We start from the raw sequence: 14,468 nt of genomic DNA, 5'->3' as shown, positions 1-14,468 counted from the left end.
GCACTCACTATTACATGACACAACGATCCGGAGAGGTGGCAGCGCACGGCGGTGAGGAACATGAAATGACCTTTTTGGACCACCTGGAGATTCTCAGGTGGCACTTGATCCGTTCGGCGGTGGCCATTGTGGTATTCACGGGCATTGCCATGGCCAACAAGGAGATTGTCTTCCATGACATTATCCTGGGGCCTTCGCGCACAGACTTTTTCACCTATAGAAAACTGTGCGAGGTGGGGGCGGCCATTAACTCGCCGGGGTTGTGCATCAATAAACTGGATTTCACGTTGCAGAGCCGCGAACTGTCTTCGCAGTTCACCATGCACCTCACCAGTTCCTTCGTGATAGGTTTGCTACTGGGTTTCCCGTACCTGTTCTGGGAGATATGGCGGTTCATTAAACCGGGACTGTACCCCAATGAACGGGAGAATTCCCGCGGGGCGGTGTTCTTTGTGTCGTTCCTGTTTTTGCTGGGGTCCTTGTTTGGGTATTTTATTGTGTCGCCGCTCTCCATCAACTTTCTGGCTTCTTACCAGGTGGACCCCAGTATCGCCAATGAGTTTGACCTGTCATCGTATATCTCTACGCTGGTGACGCTGGTGTTGTCTTGCGGGATCATGTTTGAGTTGCCCATGATTGTGTTCTTCCTCTCCCGGGCGGGTATCTTATCTCCGGAGCTCATGCGCATTTACCGCAAACACGCCATTGTGGTCATTGCGTTTGTGGCCGCGGTACTTTCGCCGCCAGATGTGTTGAGCATGACCCTGATGGGGATTCCGCTGCTGCTGCTCTATGAGGTGAGTATCAATATCTCCTGGTGGGTACGCCGCCGCGATCTGGCCAAACTGAATGAACAAGCTACTTCTTAACTTCTAAGACATGAAAATTGCATTAGGCGGCGACCACGCCGGCTTTGAATATAAGGGCATCGTGATCCAGCACCTGGAGGCCCAGGGCCATGAGGTGAAAGACTTCGGGCCATTCTCTAACGCCTCTGTAGATTACCCAGACTTTGTGCACCCGCTTTCTACCGCCGTAGAGAACAAAGAGTACGAATTGGGCATCCTGATCTGCGGCAGTGGCAACGGGGTAGCCATCACCGCCAACAAACACGCGGGCATCAGAGCCGCCCTGTGCTGGGCGAAGGAATTGGCCGAACTGGCCCGTTCGCACAACAATGCCAACGTACTATGCCTCCCGGCCAGGTTTGTGAGCCAGGAAGCAGCCAAGGAAATGGTAGATGCATTTTTAACCACGCCGTTTGAGGGTGGCCGCCACCAGACCCGCGTAGACAAAATTGCCTGCGCGTAAAACCAATACATCTTTTTAGGGAATTGCGTTTAGGGGCTGTTTTTGGAAAAGCGGCCCCTAAACGCAATTTTGCTTTTCCTAATTATCGTCTTTTGTTCACCTTCTGTTGAATGGGAGTTCTTAACCTCAATTGGTTTTGCTCCGCAGATTCCCCCTTTGAAGGGGGTAGGGGGATGTTGACACGAGCAGATCTCTCTTCTGCTGAGCTGTCTGCAAGGGCAACTACCTTTCACTCCCGTTCCTGCCGAACCTAGGGCTATATTACCTTCTGCCCGTGTCTGTCACTTTCGCCGTTGTCGCTGTTCTCACCGACAACCAAAACTGCCGCCCCGGTTAGCTATCCGTCTTTACTCTCCACGCCTTTTCCTGCTAAGTTCTTGGCGGCTGATGCGCTCTGCCCGCGTCTGTCACTTTTCTCCTTGATGAGAAAAGTAACCAAAAGAATCAAGAAGCTCCGAACTCGCTGACGCTCAAACAGGCGGAGCTTCGGTTCTGTACCACCGGGCAACCGTCCTCTGTTCCATAGGGAGCGCGGGCCGTTGCAGGCTTTTACCGTCTGAGCGTGCTCCCGCTAAGCGCCTCGGGGCATATTGCCCCTGCGTTGCCCGCTCCCGCAGGCAAACCAACTGCCTGTGTAACGGCTTTGGTGCCTTTTACATGCTTTCATCGTCCCCTGCGGATGTGGCTGGAGTATGGGGGAAATGAATTCAAGGAACTGCGTATTGAGCTGTTGACTGCGAGACTCCCCTCCTGGGAGGGGGAGGGGTGGGTTGGCGTTTAGCGGCTTTTTTTCTTAAAATGGCTCCTAAACGCAAATGAGGAAAGTAAATGAGTCTGATGGCTTCTACTTCACCAACCGGTAAAAGGGGCCGTCATCAACCTTCTCGTAGCGCTGAAACACCAAAGGTAATTTATACTGTAGTTCCGGCATGAGGTTCTTCTGGTCCACAATATAGGTGGGAGGGGCTTTCCTGAGGTCCTGCAAGATGGTGAACAGGGCTTCATAGTAGTTCAGTCGGCCAAAGTAGGGTTGGGCCAAGTCCCAGCGCAGGTAGGGGGAGCCCAAGCTGTTGTGTTGGTAGTAATTCAGGTCTGGGCCCAGCACCAACAGGCGCTCGCCTTGCACTTGCCGGTATTGCGGCGCATCGCGCACTTGCACCAGCTCGGGGTCAATGCCTAAAGGATGGTACACTACTCCCAAGGGATTGTAGCGCATGGCCACAACACCGGCGGCTACCACCAGAAACAGAATCTCGGCCACCCAGAAACGCTTTTCCCAAAAGCCAAACAGAAACAGCCCGAAATACGCCAGCAAAGGCAGCAGCAGGATGAGACCTTTGGCAGAGCCATCGTGGCCGCTAATGAGCACCAGCACCACCACAATAGCCCAAATGAACATAAACTGCAGGAAACGCGCCTGGTAGTTAGGCCCTAAGTTGATGAGCGGAAGCGAGAGGAAAGACAATACCAGAATACTCAGAGGCAAAGCCGCCACCATGAGTACCTGCTTGATGGGCAGCCCAAAGTCAAACGTAAACTGCCAGGACCAAGACAGGCCCTGCTCAAGAAACGGCACCAGCGCATTTTGGTATAGAAAGTACGTGAGCACCACCGTGAACGGGAAAACAAAGCCCGTCAGCATCAGGAGCGTACTCCGGAAGGCGTTGGAGGCAAAATAGATAATCGCGAAGAAACCCAGCACCAGAAACCACACCAGCGGCAGATAGCACAGCGCCGCCAGCCCCAGCATAAAACCGGCCTCAAACAACCGGCCGGCGTTGGTGGCTTCCTTAGAGATTACCGTGAGGCTGTAGACCGCCAGCAGCACAAATGTATGCCCCAATAGCAACGGAGAAAGAATATCCAGCTCAAAGAAAATGCTCCCAAAGAGCAGGTACAGCAGCGCCGGCACAAAAGACTTGAAAGGGTGTACCTGGTTGCGGTTAAAAATAAAGTTGAGCAGAAACGCCTGGTACGCAATAAGCGCCATCGCCAGCAACCGGTGCGCCAGGTAAGACTTGGGCGCCACCATGTCCAGCAACCCGTACACCGCCCCTGAGAGCGGACCTATGGTATCATAAAGGCTCTGGTAAAGGGTATAGCCCTGGTGCAGGCGCTCGCCCACCAACACATGGTGCAGCTCAGAAAGCGTGGTAGGAAGCCCAAAAAAGAGCAACGGAAGCCGAAGAAGCAGAAACAGCAGCACCAACACCACCCACCTGGACGGAAACAAACTGCGGAAGAATCGTATCAAGCGTATGCGCGGCTTAGCCCTCGCTCTTGCCTTACGGAGAAGAGGAAAGCGGTTTGTGGGGTAAAAATGTGAAATTAATACGATATTTGCTGAACCATGGAAAGTAAACGCCAACAAAAATTCGCCCGACTGATTCAAAAAGAACTTGCTGAGATTTTTCAGCGTGAGGTATCGCACTTGTTTCAGGGCGCCTATATATCTGTAAGCGGAGTGAAAGTGTCGCCAGACTTAGGGGTAGCCAAAGTACACCTGAGCCTGTTGCTCAACCCCAAAGGCCGCGAAATGCTCAAAGAAATCCAGATCCATACCAAGACCATTCGGCATGAGCTGGCCAAGCGCATCAAAAACCAGGTGCGCGTGATCCCGGAGCTGATCTTCTACCTGGACGAGACCGCTGAGTACGCCGCCAAAATGGACAAAATCATCTCAGAACTTGACATACCCGCTGAATCTAAGGAAGACCCTACCAACCCCTTCCGCACCGAGGAAGACTACTATCTATCTGACGAAGACGGCGAGGATGACGAAGAAGACGCCGAAGACCGCTAATCCCGCACCTGTTATCCAGCCAGCAGCCAGCTACTAAACCCACCCATGCAGTACGATCCCATAAAACGCGTTCTGGGCGAGGCCTTCAACAAGACGCCTCTCCTGCGCAAGCTCTTTTACAACCTCCTAGACCTGCTGCTGCTGCGCACGTGGCACATCCACAAAGAACTGCGGGCCTGGGCCAAAGGCAAACGCCAGCAACCGGTGCAGATTCTGGATGCCGGCTCGGGCTTTGGGCAATACACGTACTACCTCTCCGGTATGAGCCCTAAATGGCGCATTCTGGCCGTTGACGTGAAAGACGAGCAGATTGCAGACTGCGGCAACTTCTTCCAAAAGATCAAGCGCCACAACGTGATGTTCCGCAAAGAAGACTTGGTTACGTTCCAGGACCCGCAGGCCTTTGACCTGGTGCTGTCTGTAGACGTGATGGAGCACATTCTGGAAGATGTGGAGGTGTTCAGAAACTTCCACGCCTCGCTGCGGCCCGGCGGTATGGTGCTCATTTCCACCCCTTCTGACCAGGGCGGTTCAGACGTGCACGGCGATGACGAGAGCTCCTTCATTGAAGAACACGTGCGCGACGGCTACAACATTCAGGAGATACAGCAGAAACTGAAGAGCGCCGGGTTCAGCCGCACAGAGGCCCACTATTCCTACGGTGCCCCGGGTAAAATCTCCTGGCGCCTGAGCATGAAGTACCCAATCTTGATGCTGGGGGCATCTAAACTGTTTTTCGTGCTTCTGCCGTTCTACTACCTGCTGGTGTACCCGTTCTGCCTTGTGCTCAATTGGCTAGACACTAACGGAAAACACCCCACCGGCACCGGTCTTATTGTGAAGGCCTGGAAGTAAGCGATCCCCTGTAATTTCAAAAAGGGTTTACGTTTAGGGGCTATTTTCAGAAAAATAGCCCCTAAACGCAAAACTTTGGGCAGGCTTTGAGAAAGGGTTGAGAACTAGTAACTTCATAGCGTGCATACGTTCCACTCATTCCCCTTAAAATGGTAGAGTTAGCCCGAACAGATTCAGACAACCCAGATTTTACAGAGCTGGTCACCTTGCTGGACGCCGACTTGCACGTGAGAGACGGAGATGACCATTCTTTTTTCGCGCAGTTCAACAAACTCACCAACATCAGGCACGCGGTGGTGGCGTATCTGGATTCCTTGGCGGTAGGTTGCGGGGCTATCAAGCAATACACCCCAGATACCGCAGAAGTGAAGCGTATGTTTGTGCTGCCGGAGTTCAGGGGGCAGGGAATTGCCGGGCAGGTATTACAGGAACTGGAGCGCTGGGCAGCCGAGCTGCACTTCAAGAAGCTCATTCTGGAAACCGGCAAGGCGCAGCCAGAGGCCATCAGGCTCTACACCAAAAGCGGCTTTACCGTTATCCCCAACTACGGGCAGTACCAGAACATTGAAAGCAGCGTGTGCATGCAGAAAGCTTTGAATCAGGAAAGGATGCTGTAACTTTACCGGCGCAACTGCTGCCCAATCGCTAAAAAACGGAACCCTTTTGCGGTAGAACAGTAAACGTGACCGGAACGGCGCAGGCTGCTTCGTATTCTTACAACCACTCATTCACACATTACATACCAGATGAACGTTGCTCTCTTTATCGCCCGGCGGTACTTTTTCTCCAAGAAGAAGCGCAACATCATCAACATCATCTCCATCATTGCCATGATTGGCGTGGGCGTGGGCACCATGGCGCTCATTGTGGTACTCTCAGTGTTCAACGGGCTGGAAGACCTCATCCGGTCGCTCTACGGTAAGTTTGACCCCGAGATCAAGATCACGTCAGTGGAAGGCAAGTCTTTTGAGACAGATGAACAGCTGCTGGAGCGCATCAGGAAGACCCCGGGCGTGGCGCTGCTCACCGAGGTGATTGAAGACAACGCCCTGCTCCGCTACAATGACCGCCAAATGGTGGTGAAGGTGAAAGGCGTGAGCGATAACTTTTTCCAGCAGAACCAGATAGACTCCGCCATTGTAGACGGTGACTACCGCCTGAAACGCCGCGGCCAGCAGTACGCGCTCATTGGTAGGGGGGTGCAGTACCAGCTCTCCATTAGGCCAGAGAACCCGTTCTCGCCCATGCAGTTCCTGTACCCCAAGGCCGGCAAGAAAACCATCATCAACCCAGAGAACGCATTCCGGCAGCTGGGTATACAGGCGGGCGGCGTTTTCGCGATTGAGCGCCAGTACGATGACCAGTACGTGTTCGTGCCCCTGGCCTTCGCGGAGGAGCTCCTGAGCTACGGCAGCAAGCGCACATCCTTGGAGATCAAGACCCAGCACGTAGAAGACGTAGACAAGGTAAAAGCGGCCCTCCAGAAGGTACTTGGCCCGGGTTTTAATGTGCAGAACAGTGAGGAACAGCACGTGAGCCTGCTCCGGGCCGTGAAGGTAGAGAAGCTGTTTGTGTTTGTCACCTTCACGTTTGTGCTGCTCATTGCCTCCATCAACATCTTTTTCTCGCTCTCCATGCTGGTGCTGGACAAGCAGAAAGACATTGCCATTCTCACCTCACTGGGTGCCGATGCCCGCACCATTAGGCGTATTTTCCTGCTGGAAGGAGCCATTGTGGCTTTCTCCGGGGCTTTTGTGGGCCTGGTGGTGGGCGGCACCATCTGTTGGCTGCAGCAGACGTTTGGCTGGGTTTCCATGGGCATGAGTACCTCAGTGGTAGAGGCGTACCCCGTGCTTATGCGCCCCACAGACTTTGTGTTTACCGCCGTGGCCATTATCCTCATCACGCTCATCGTTTCCATCAGGCCCGCCCGCCGCGCCGCCGCCATTTCCATCAGAGAGAACCTGTAAAGCTGGTTTGGCTCAGTTTCCGGAAAAAGAGCCGCTAAACGGCTTTGCCCTTCTTTCGGCTTTCGGCCGCGCCACCGTAAACAGATCATCTCATTCGGCTAAAGCCGATGCTCGGATGGCTTTTCCGGGGCATGGCTTACCTCTGCTTCAACTCTATGGGAATGAGGGCGTTTAGCGGCTCTTTTTCCGGAATTAGGCCAAAAACAGGAAAGGCCGGTGCCAAACAGATTAGGCGCTGCTAAAAATTATGTCTTTTGCTTAGGCAGAAGAGAGAAAATTTGTACTTTCAAAGTTGGGATAGCGAGCCTCTGCCATGAAAGTATATACCACACAGCCTTTTCAAGTCATTTATTCTCTGTTTGAGCATGAATACCTGGGCTATCTGTTTGAGTCTTTCGTGGTGCAGGTCAACTCCAAACGCCAGCTCACGCTCCAGCACCAGAACATCTCCACCAAGAACGCCGAGGAATTCTCTTCCCGCCTGGACGAGACCGATTTCCTGCTCATTGACCTCATGGACCAGATCCAGCAGGACGCCGTGTTCAAGAAATTCTCGGTGAAGAAAGGCACCTTAGCTGATTTCTTCCTGCGTACCTATGACCCCGCCAAAGGCGATAAGCCCTTGCAGGAAAACATTGAGCACTACGTGCAGAGCCGCATGGCCAAGATCCTGGACCTGCTCCAGGACAAGATGGTGTTTGTGATGGGCAAAGACGGCGAACCCACATGGAAGCGCCTGAAAATGGCCCCGGAGAAAGCCACCGTGCTCTTCCACTTCCGGCGCAACGAAGACAATACCCATTATTTCCCTACCATCAAGTACAAAGGCGAACGGCTTGATTTCCAGTACCAGAATGCCGTTCTGGTCTGCAAAGAACCCGCCTGGCTGCTCCTGAACGACGTGCTCCACAACTTTGAGAAACAGGTAGACGGCAAAAAACTACAGCCTTTCCTCAACAAGAAGTTCATTGCGGTGCCGCGCAACGTGGAGGAAAGCTATTACCGCAAGTTTGTGGCCCCGCTCATAGAGCAGTTTGACGTGTACGCCAAGGGGTTTGACATAAAAACGGAACGGTACGCGCCGCAGCCCCAGTTGCAGTTCTCAGAACTGACCGTGGCTGAACCGGCTCCCGCTTTGTTTGCCACCGCCGGCGGCGAGGAGGAAGAGGAAGAAGAAGTTCACCACCCTTCAGACGGCGATAAAATTGTGTTCCAACTCAACTTCCAGTACGGCAGTTACACCGTAAGCACCCAGGAGAGCCGCAAGATTAGCGTAAGCGTGGAGAAAACCGAAGACTCCTACATCTTCCACCGGCTGCACCGCAACCTGGAGCAGGAAACCGCTTTCCTGCGCGAACTTTCCAGCCGCGGCCTGGACATCAGGAACGGGAAGGCCGTGCTGGACAAACCTAAAGCCTTTGGCTGGCTCAACCACCACGCCCGGGCGCTGGAAGAACTGGGGTTCACCTTTAAACAAAGCGAGTCTGAGAAGAACTACTTTATAGGCGAAACCAGCGTGAGCGTGGGCATCTCCGAGACCAACGACTGGTTTGACATTTACGGCACCGTGCGGTTTGGGCCTTATGAGATCCCGTTCATCAAACTACGTAACCACATCCTTACCAAACGCCGCGAATACAAGCTGCCCAACGGCCAGATCGCCATTATTCCGGAGGAGTGGTTTACGCAGTACCTGGAGCTGTTTGCCTTCTCTGAAGGCGATGATGACCTCAAACTGCACAAGCACCACCTCTCGCTGGTCAGTGACCTCCAGAACGGCAACCTGGCCCACGTGACCATGAGCCGCAAACTGGAGAAGCTGCGCGAGTTTGAAACCGTAGAAGACAAGCCCCTGCCAGCTGGCTTCATGGGCGAGCTGCGCCCGTACCAGAAAGCGGGTTACAACTGGCTGCATTTTGTGCAGGAATACCACTTTGGTGGCTGTCTGGCAGATGACATGGGCTTGGGGAAAACCGTGCAAACGCTGGCCATGCTGCAGCACCGCAAAGAAAATGGAGCCCAGAGTGCCTCTCTGCTGGTCATGCCCACCTCCTTGATTTACAACTGGCTCGCCGAGGCCCAGAAATTCACGCCGCAGCTGCGCATTCTCACCTATACCGGCACGTACCGGAACAAAAGCGTGGCGCAGTTCAAGCACTATGACCTTATTCTCACGTCTTACGGCATTGTGCGCCTGGACTACGAGATCCTGAAGAAATACCAGTTCGACTACGTGATTCTGGACGAAAGCCAGGCCATCAAGAACCCTAACTCCAACACGTCTATGAGCATCCGGGAGCTGAAGTCTAAGCACCGGCTCATCTTAACGGGTACGCCCGTGGAGAACAGCACCCTGGATTTGTGGAGCCAGATGTCGTTTATTAACCCGGGGTTGCTGGGCACCCAGAACTTCTTCAAGAAGGAGTTCCTGCGCCCCATTGAGAAACTAAAAGACGAACACAAAACCCGCCGCCTCCACACCCTCATAAAACCGTTCATTCTGCGTCGCCACAAAAGCCAGGTAGCCAAAGAACTGCCCGAGAAGATTGAGCACGTCACGTTCTGCAAAATGACCGAGGAGCAGGAGCATGCCTACGAGGAAACCAAGTCTTACTACCGCAACAAGATCCTGAAGAACATTGAGGAGCAGGGGGCCGGTAAATCGCAGTTCATGCTCTTGCAGGGCCTCATGAAGCTGCGCCAGATTGCCAACCACCCCCGCATGGCCGACCCGGCCTCAGAAGCGGAGTCTGGCAAGTTGGGCGAAGTGCTGCGCCTCACCAGAAATGTAGTGAGCGAAGGCCATAAAGTCCTTATCTTCAGCCAATTTGTGAAGCACCTGGACATTGTACGCGAGGCGCTGGATGAACGGAAGATCAACTACGCGTACTTAGACGGCTCCACCAAAGACCGCCAGGCGCAGGTGGCCCATTTCCAGAACGACCCTCACTTGCCCGTCTTCCTGATCTCGCTCAAGGCCGGAGGCGTGGGCCTCAACCTCACCGCCGCCGACTACGTGTTCATCCTAGACCCCTGGTGGAACCCCGCCGTGGAGGCCCAGGCCGTAGACCGTGCCCACCGCATAGGCCAGCAAAACACCGTGTTCACCTACAAGTTCATCACCAAGAACAGCGTGGAAGAGAAGATCCTGGCCCTCCAGGACAAGAAACTCCAGATGGTCTCTGACCTCATCTCCACCGATGAAGCCGTCATCAAACGCCTCACCAAAGAAGACATTGAGAACCTGTTGAGCTAAGCGTTTAGGGGCTATTTTTCTAAAAAGAGCCCCTAAACGGGAGGCACTTCCTTAAATGGTAGCTATTTATTATATTAGATAGTGCGATTCCTGTTATTTGCTGATTTCAAGGGATAAAAGGATGTTTTATAAGAGATATATTGAAAATAAATGTACCGGTGCAGATATACAGATGTTATGTGTAATTAAAAAATTAAGAAATGGCTTTATATGGCACTCACCCGCCTCTTTCATTAGCCGAGGACCCTAGTGACCCAGTATGGCATTGGTTTATTTGCAATGGACCTCATGGAGAAAGATTCACTTGGGAAAAACCTAGTTACGCCGAAAGTGATTTGCATTATCTGGAAAATTTTATTGACGAGCGTGCAGAAACAATCGAAAAGTTTTATGAAAGAGCCAGAACAGTTGCATTGAAGTCATTAGAAATCGACAATCATGTAATGATTAGAACTGCGATTCAAGTTTTATGTGTGATTGGGCAAGATGAAGATTTACAGTTGGTATTAGAATTTGTAAATCATGAAGATAAATCAGTGAGAAATGATGCAAAAGCGTGTCTTTTCGAAAGAGGTATAAAATTTAAAAAAGAAAAATAACAACACATAACACTGTATAAAAGTCAGCTTCGGCCGACGGCCTCCGCCGTCGTTTATACTAATCGTTAATTTAAAGTGAAAAGAATAAAATAAAGAAAGAGATAAAGGAAGATGCCCCGCTTTGAGAATAATCTGAATGCTTCATATTTAATAAACCGGCTCTTGCTAATATTAAATACGGAGTTGCAGTCTTTTATTTATTTTGATTGGCTTGCAACCAAATCCTTCATGGCCGGGTCATCTATAAAATCACTATAACCTTATCTCCACCATCATGAAAATCACCTATACTTCTTTGCTGTTTTTTATATTATTGTCAGCTTTTCAATGCCAGCACCAAGAGGACATTAAGCCTCGTTCAGAAAATAATGCCATCGTAACAGGTAAATGGCAGTTGGAAGAATACTATATGAGTATTGGTGGCCCTGGCTCTTGGACTAAAGCAGACCCGGCTCAACCTTCTATTATTGAATTCAAAGCAAATGGAGATTATATCAGCGGCAAAGAAGACTGCTCTGGGCAGTATTCGGTAGCAAACGGCCAAGATATTATAATTACCGTTTCGTGCAGTACTGGATACGTTAAGCAAAGCGAGCTTATCGGTAAAATTCAACCAACTGGAGAACTTACCATTGTTCCTACTTCACCCACATGCATTGAAGGATGCTCATACAAGTACAAGCGCATCAAATAAGATTGGCTGGGTAGTGCTTCAATGAGCAGTCTGGCCTACAATTGAGGGGACTACCAAGAAAAGACCATAAGATTCCTCTGAAAATTGGCAGACATACATTAGACTTGTCACTAGTGACAGATATTTTCTATCGCTTTTGATGTGATATTGCTTAGAAGCCTTTTTGGCAAAACGGAATAGCTAATTGGATTGGCAGCAATATTCACTATGTATTGCCAAATGAGCCAGAGTGAAGGTAATATATAACTAAAGCCATTATTGTATAAACACCATACTTCGGCCCACGGCCTTGCAAGTTGTTTCTACAAGTCCGTTAGTATAGATGTAAAATTAGCTTAACTAAATATTTTAGCCTACTTTAGAGATAGAATCTAGAACAATAAATTATTTTATTCAACCTTTTAATAAATGAAACCAAATTTTCTGCTATTACCCTTTTTATCTTTTTTATTCCTGCTTAATTCTTGCAAAGAAGAACTTGAAGTACTTGATGAAATTGAAATTAAAGATCCGCAAGCTAAGATAGAGAGTCTACAAGATTCAATCTCTTTCGAGTTAGACGGGAGCATATACACATTTGATAGACCCTTGGGGCATGGCAGTGGTAATGCACAGGTCAATTTGGATAGTGTAACAGACAAAGGGCATCCAGACTCTGTTTTATACTGGAGAGAATTCAAGATGATGAATTCAAACTTTGAGGGAATTGGCATCAGGTTCGTGAAGAAATACAGCAAGAACCAATTGAGCAGTATTAATTTTATGAGCAGACCGACAAATGTGTTGGAGCTGTATACAAAAGGAATGCAACCTTATGCCGTTGATTTTGGAAGGTTTAATACTACTGACGGTATCACGATAGACGCAAGCCTCATAGACAGTAATTCTAACCGATTGAATCTGCAGACATATCTTCCAGAAATGCGCCGCTGGCTAACTTCCATTGGCTATGACTGCCAGGAGAATTCAAGCTTTGAAATCACTAATTTGCATAAACTGTCCACCGGAGGATACCTGCTAGAAGCGAAGTTTTCCGCTAATCTCTTTTATTTTGAGGGAAAAATTACCGCTGACAAAAAGGTGATGGAGGAAGCAAAGCCAAAAAGAATTAAAAATGGGTATATCAGGCTTCGTGTAGACTAACGAGTACACAGCTGTTAGCTACACAGGCTTGTTCCATATAGCAAAGCAATTCAATACCATATTTACTAACAACATGGGAACAACTTTTACTTTTATAGGAATAGGCCTGCCAGAACTCATCTTTCTTTTGGTCTTATTAGGGGCACCGGCGGCTATCTGGCTTTGGGCTACTGTAGATTTACTTTCCAGCAAGTTTTCCAACAGGGTAGACAAACTCATTTGGCTGGTGGCTATTGCGCTTATTCCAGTGTTGGGAGCTTTGCTCTACCTCATCATCGGCCGCAGGCAGAAGCTGAAAAATTCGGCCCTATAACAAAACTTACTTAAAATTTAAGAGAAATCAAAGCTTCCTTATGTTTAGGGGCCGTTTTTGGAAAAAGAGCCACTAAACGGCACCGGCCACCCGAGCAATAGCTCAGGTGGCCGGTGTGTTATAAGAGCTATCCTCTAATGTTTAGATTTTAGCGTAAGGGAATTTCTTGGAGGCTTTGCGCATAATTGTGGTAATGATGGTGTTGGTGTCACTGCCCAGTCCGCGGGAGAGGCTTTTCTCGTATTTCCAGAGCAGTTCGCCCGAAGTTCCGTCATGAATATTTATGGCGGTTTTACCAGAGTTGGTAGCCCCATAGAAACCAACGGCCAAACCCAAGGCCAGAGAAGCCCCGTCAGACATAGGCTTGTCTGTGCTGAACGTGCCTGAGATGATACCGTCTACGCCCAACACTTTAGACAGCTCGGCGGGAGTAAAGCTTTTGATGTTCTCTGTGGTAATGTTGTTTTTCAGCAACAGGGCATTGGTAGTGGCGGCATCCTGGAAAGAAATAGTAAAATCGTCTTTGCTGCTCACTTTGAGGAAGTACGTTTGCAAAGCACTCTGCACCGCCAGTCCCTCATTCTTCTCCATCTCCTTCATACGCTCGGGCGTCATATTCTTCATTTGGTTTGGTCTAAGACCAATCTTAGCGTCAAAAGGAATGATGGCAATTACTTTGTGCTGTTTGGCTAAAGTAGCGAAAGCCGGGTTGGTGTAAATTTCTTTGGTCTGTGCCGAAGCTCCAAGGCTGAACACCAGGGCCAAAAGAAGAACAAAAGCTGAAGTAGTTTTCATAAAGGGTTGTGATTGGATTGAAAGAATGTGTGATAAATGGTTATATTTTTTCTATAAATCTATTAAAAATCTGATAGTTAAACTAGCCCCTGCGGCGCATAAAGCTCCTGTTTTTCTTTCCCTTCGGGAGTTTGAGCAGTAACATTCCCTGCCGGAACGGGTTATATAGGTAATTGACTACTCCTTGCATGAAACTGCACCTCCAGACGCCCGTTGCCCAGCCGTACCAAACCGTGCTAGAAGGTTTTACAGTAGACCTGTTCAGGGCACTTTCACCCCCATTCCCCCGCCTAAAAATTTTACGCTTTGAGGGCAGCTTTCCCGGTGATAGGGTAGAAGTAGAGCTACAGGCCGGTTTCATCAGACGCCGCTGGACCAGCCTCATCACTGAGCGGGAGATTACCGCGCAGGAAGCCTGGTTTACAGACGAGGGGCAAGAGCTCCCGTTCCCGCTCACGTACTGGCGGCACCGGCACCTGATCTCCCGTTCCGGCGACCATAGTATTATTCAGGAACAGATTGAATACCGCACCCCTTCCCGTTTGTTAGATTTGCTGCTGTACCCCATCATGTATGTCATGTTTGCCGTAAGAGGCCCGGTATACCAAAGGTTCTTCGGGAAGGTGCGTTAGCGTTTAGGGGCTCTTTTGCCAAAAACAGGCGCTAAACGCCCATTAGCCCAATGGCGGCATTCCCCTATACATTCAACAATAAAACCAGAAAAGCAGG

General features: G+C 50.2%; 14 protein-coding genes. 12 read left to right on the top strand and 2 right to left on the bottom strand.

Features of this window, described 5'->3' with window-relative positions; genetic code table 11:
- Positions 1-14: 14 nt before the first annotated feature.
- Together tatC and rpiB are read left to right on the top strand one after the other, a co-directional pair.
- The gene (tatC, locus tag EFA69_RS03315; protein ID WP_245964483.1) at positions 15-869 is read left to right on the top strand and encodes a twin-arginine translocase subunit TatC; all 855 of its coding nucleotides are present in this window, start codon (positions 15-17) and stop codon (positions 867-869) included.
- Positions 870-879: 10 nt separating this feature from the next.
- Positions 880-1,311 (top strand): ribose 5-phosphate isomerase B, encoded by a 432-nt coding sequence (gene rpiB, locus EFA69_RS03310; protein ID WP_123131666.1) that lies wholly within the window; start codon positions 880-882, stop codon positions 1,309-1,311.
- Between the two features lie 844 nt (positions 1,312-2,155).
- Here the strand turns inward: rpiB and EFA69_RS03305 are convergent.
- Entirely contained in the window at positions 2,156-3,565 is a 1,410-nt protein-coding gene (locus EFA69_RS03305; protein WP_148041244.1) for a hypothetical protein, read from the bottom strand.
- Between the two features lie 96 nt (positions 3,566-3,661).
- On the opposite strand from EFA69_RS03305, the gene rbfA reads away from it, so the two are divergent.
- From rbfA to EFA69_RS03260, 9 genes are all read left to right on the top strand, one after another.
- Positions 3,662-4,114 (top strand): 30S ribosome-binding factor RbfA, encoded by a 453-nt coding sequence (rbfA, locus tag EFA69_RS03300; protein ID WP_123131664.1) that lies wholly within the window; start codon positions 3,662-3,664, stop codon positions 4,112-4,114.
- Positions 4,115-4,159: 45 nt separating this feature from the next.
- Positions 4,160-4,969, top strand: a complete 810-nt coding sequence (locus tag EFA69_RS03295; RefSeq protein WP_123131663.1) for a class I SAM-dependent methyltransferase — start codon at positions 4,160-4,162, stop codon at positions 4,967-4,969.
- 149 nt (positions 4,970-5,118) lie between these two features.
- Positions 5,119-5,586 carry a GNAT family N-acetyltransferase gene (locus EFA69_RS03290; RefSeq protein ID WP_123131662.1) on the top strand — a complete coding sequence of 156 codons (468 nt, stop codon included), beginning with the start codon at positions 5,119-5,121 and terminating at the stop codon, positions 5,584-5,586.
- Between the two features lie 129 nt (positions 5,587-5,715).
- Positions 5,716-6,939, top strand: a complete 1,224-nt coding sequence (locus tag EFA69_RS03285) for an FtsX-like permease family protein (RefSeq protein ID WP_123131661.1) — start codon at positions 5,716-5,718, stop codon at positions 6,937-6,939.
- A gap of 313 nt (positions 6,940-7,252) precedes the next feature.
- A complete protein-coding gene (locus EFA69_RS03280; RefSeq protein WP_123131660.1) occupies positions 7,253-10,195 on the top strand; it encodes a DEAD/DEAH box helicase in 2,943 nt (980 codons plus the stop codon).
- 200 nt (positions 10,196-10,395) lie between these two features.
- Complete coding sequence (locus EFA69_RS03275) at positions 10,396-10,794, top strand: hypothetical protein (RefSeq protein ID WP_123131659.1); 399 nt, start codon at positions 10,396-10,398, stop codon at positions 10,792-10,794.
- A 274-nt stretch (positions 10,795-11,068) separates the two neighbouring features.
- Positions 11,069-11,488, top strand: a complete 420-nt coding sequence (locus EFA69_RS03270; RefSeq protein ID WP_123131658.1) for a hypothetical protein — start codon at positions 11,069-11,071, stop codon at positions 11,486-11,488.
- 408 nt (positions 11,489-11,896) lie between these two features.
- Positions 11,897-12,631 (top strand): hypothetical protein, encoded by a 735-nt coding sequence (locus tag EFA69_RS03265; protein ID WP_123131657.1) that lies wholly within the window; start codon positions 11,897-11,899, stop codon positions 12,629-12,631.
- A 73-nt stretch (positions 12,632-12,704) separates the two neighbouring features.
- Positions 12,705-12,944 carry a PLD nuclease N-terminal domain-containing protein gene (locus tag EFA69_RS03260; RefSeq protein ID WP_123131656.1) on the top strand — a complete coding sequence of 80 codons (240 nt, stop codon included), beginning with the start codon at positions 12,705-12,707 and terminating at the stop codon, positions 12,942-12,944.
- Positions 12,945-13,085: 141 nt separating this feature from the next.
- On the opposite strand, the gene EFA69_RS03255 is transcribed toward EFA69_RS03260, so the two are convergent.
- Entirely contained in the window at positions 13,086-13,739 is a 654-nt protein-coding gene (locus EFA69_RS03255; RefSeq protein WP_123131655.1) for a hypothetical protein, read from the bottom strand.
- Between the two features lie 188 nt (positions 13,740-13,927).
- Between EFA69_RS03255 and EFA69_RS03250 the strand changes: the two genes are divergently transcribed.
- Positions 13,928-14,371, top strand: a complete 444-nt coding sequence (locus EFA69_RS03250) for an SRPBCC family protein (RefSeq protein WP_123131654.1) — start codon at positions 13,928-13,930, stop codon at positions 14,369-14,371.
- Positions 14,372-14,468 lie beyond the last annotated feature (97 nt).

The sequence above is a fragment of the Rufibacter immobilis genome (assembly GCF_003721565.1).
In the GTDB taxonomy this organism is placed as follows: Bacteria; Bacteroidota; Bacteroidia; order Cytophagales; family Hymenobacteraceae; genus Nibribacter; species Nibribacter immobilis.
Note: the sequence above shows the minus strand (reverse complement) of the source record. Positions and strands in the feature narration are given on the sequence as shown.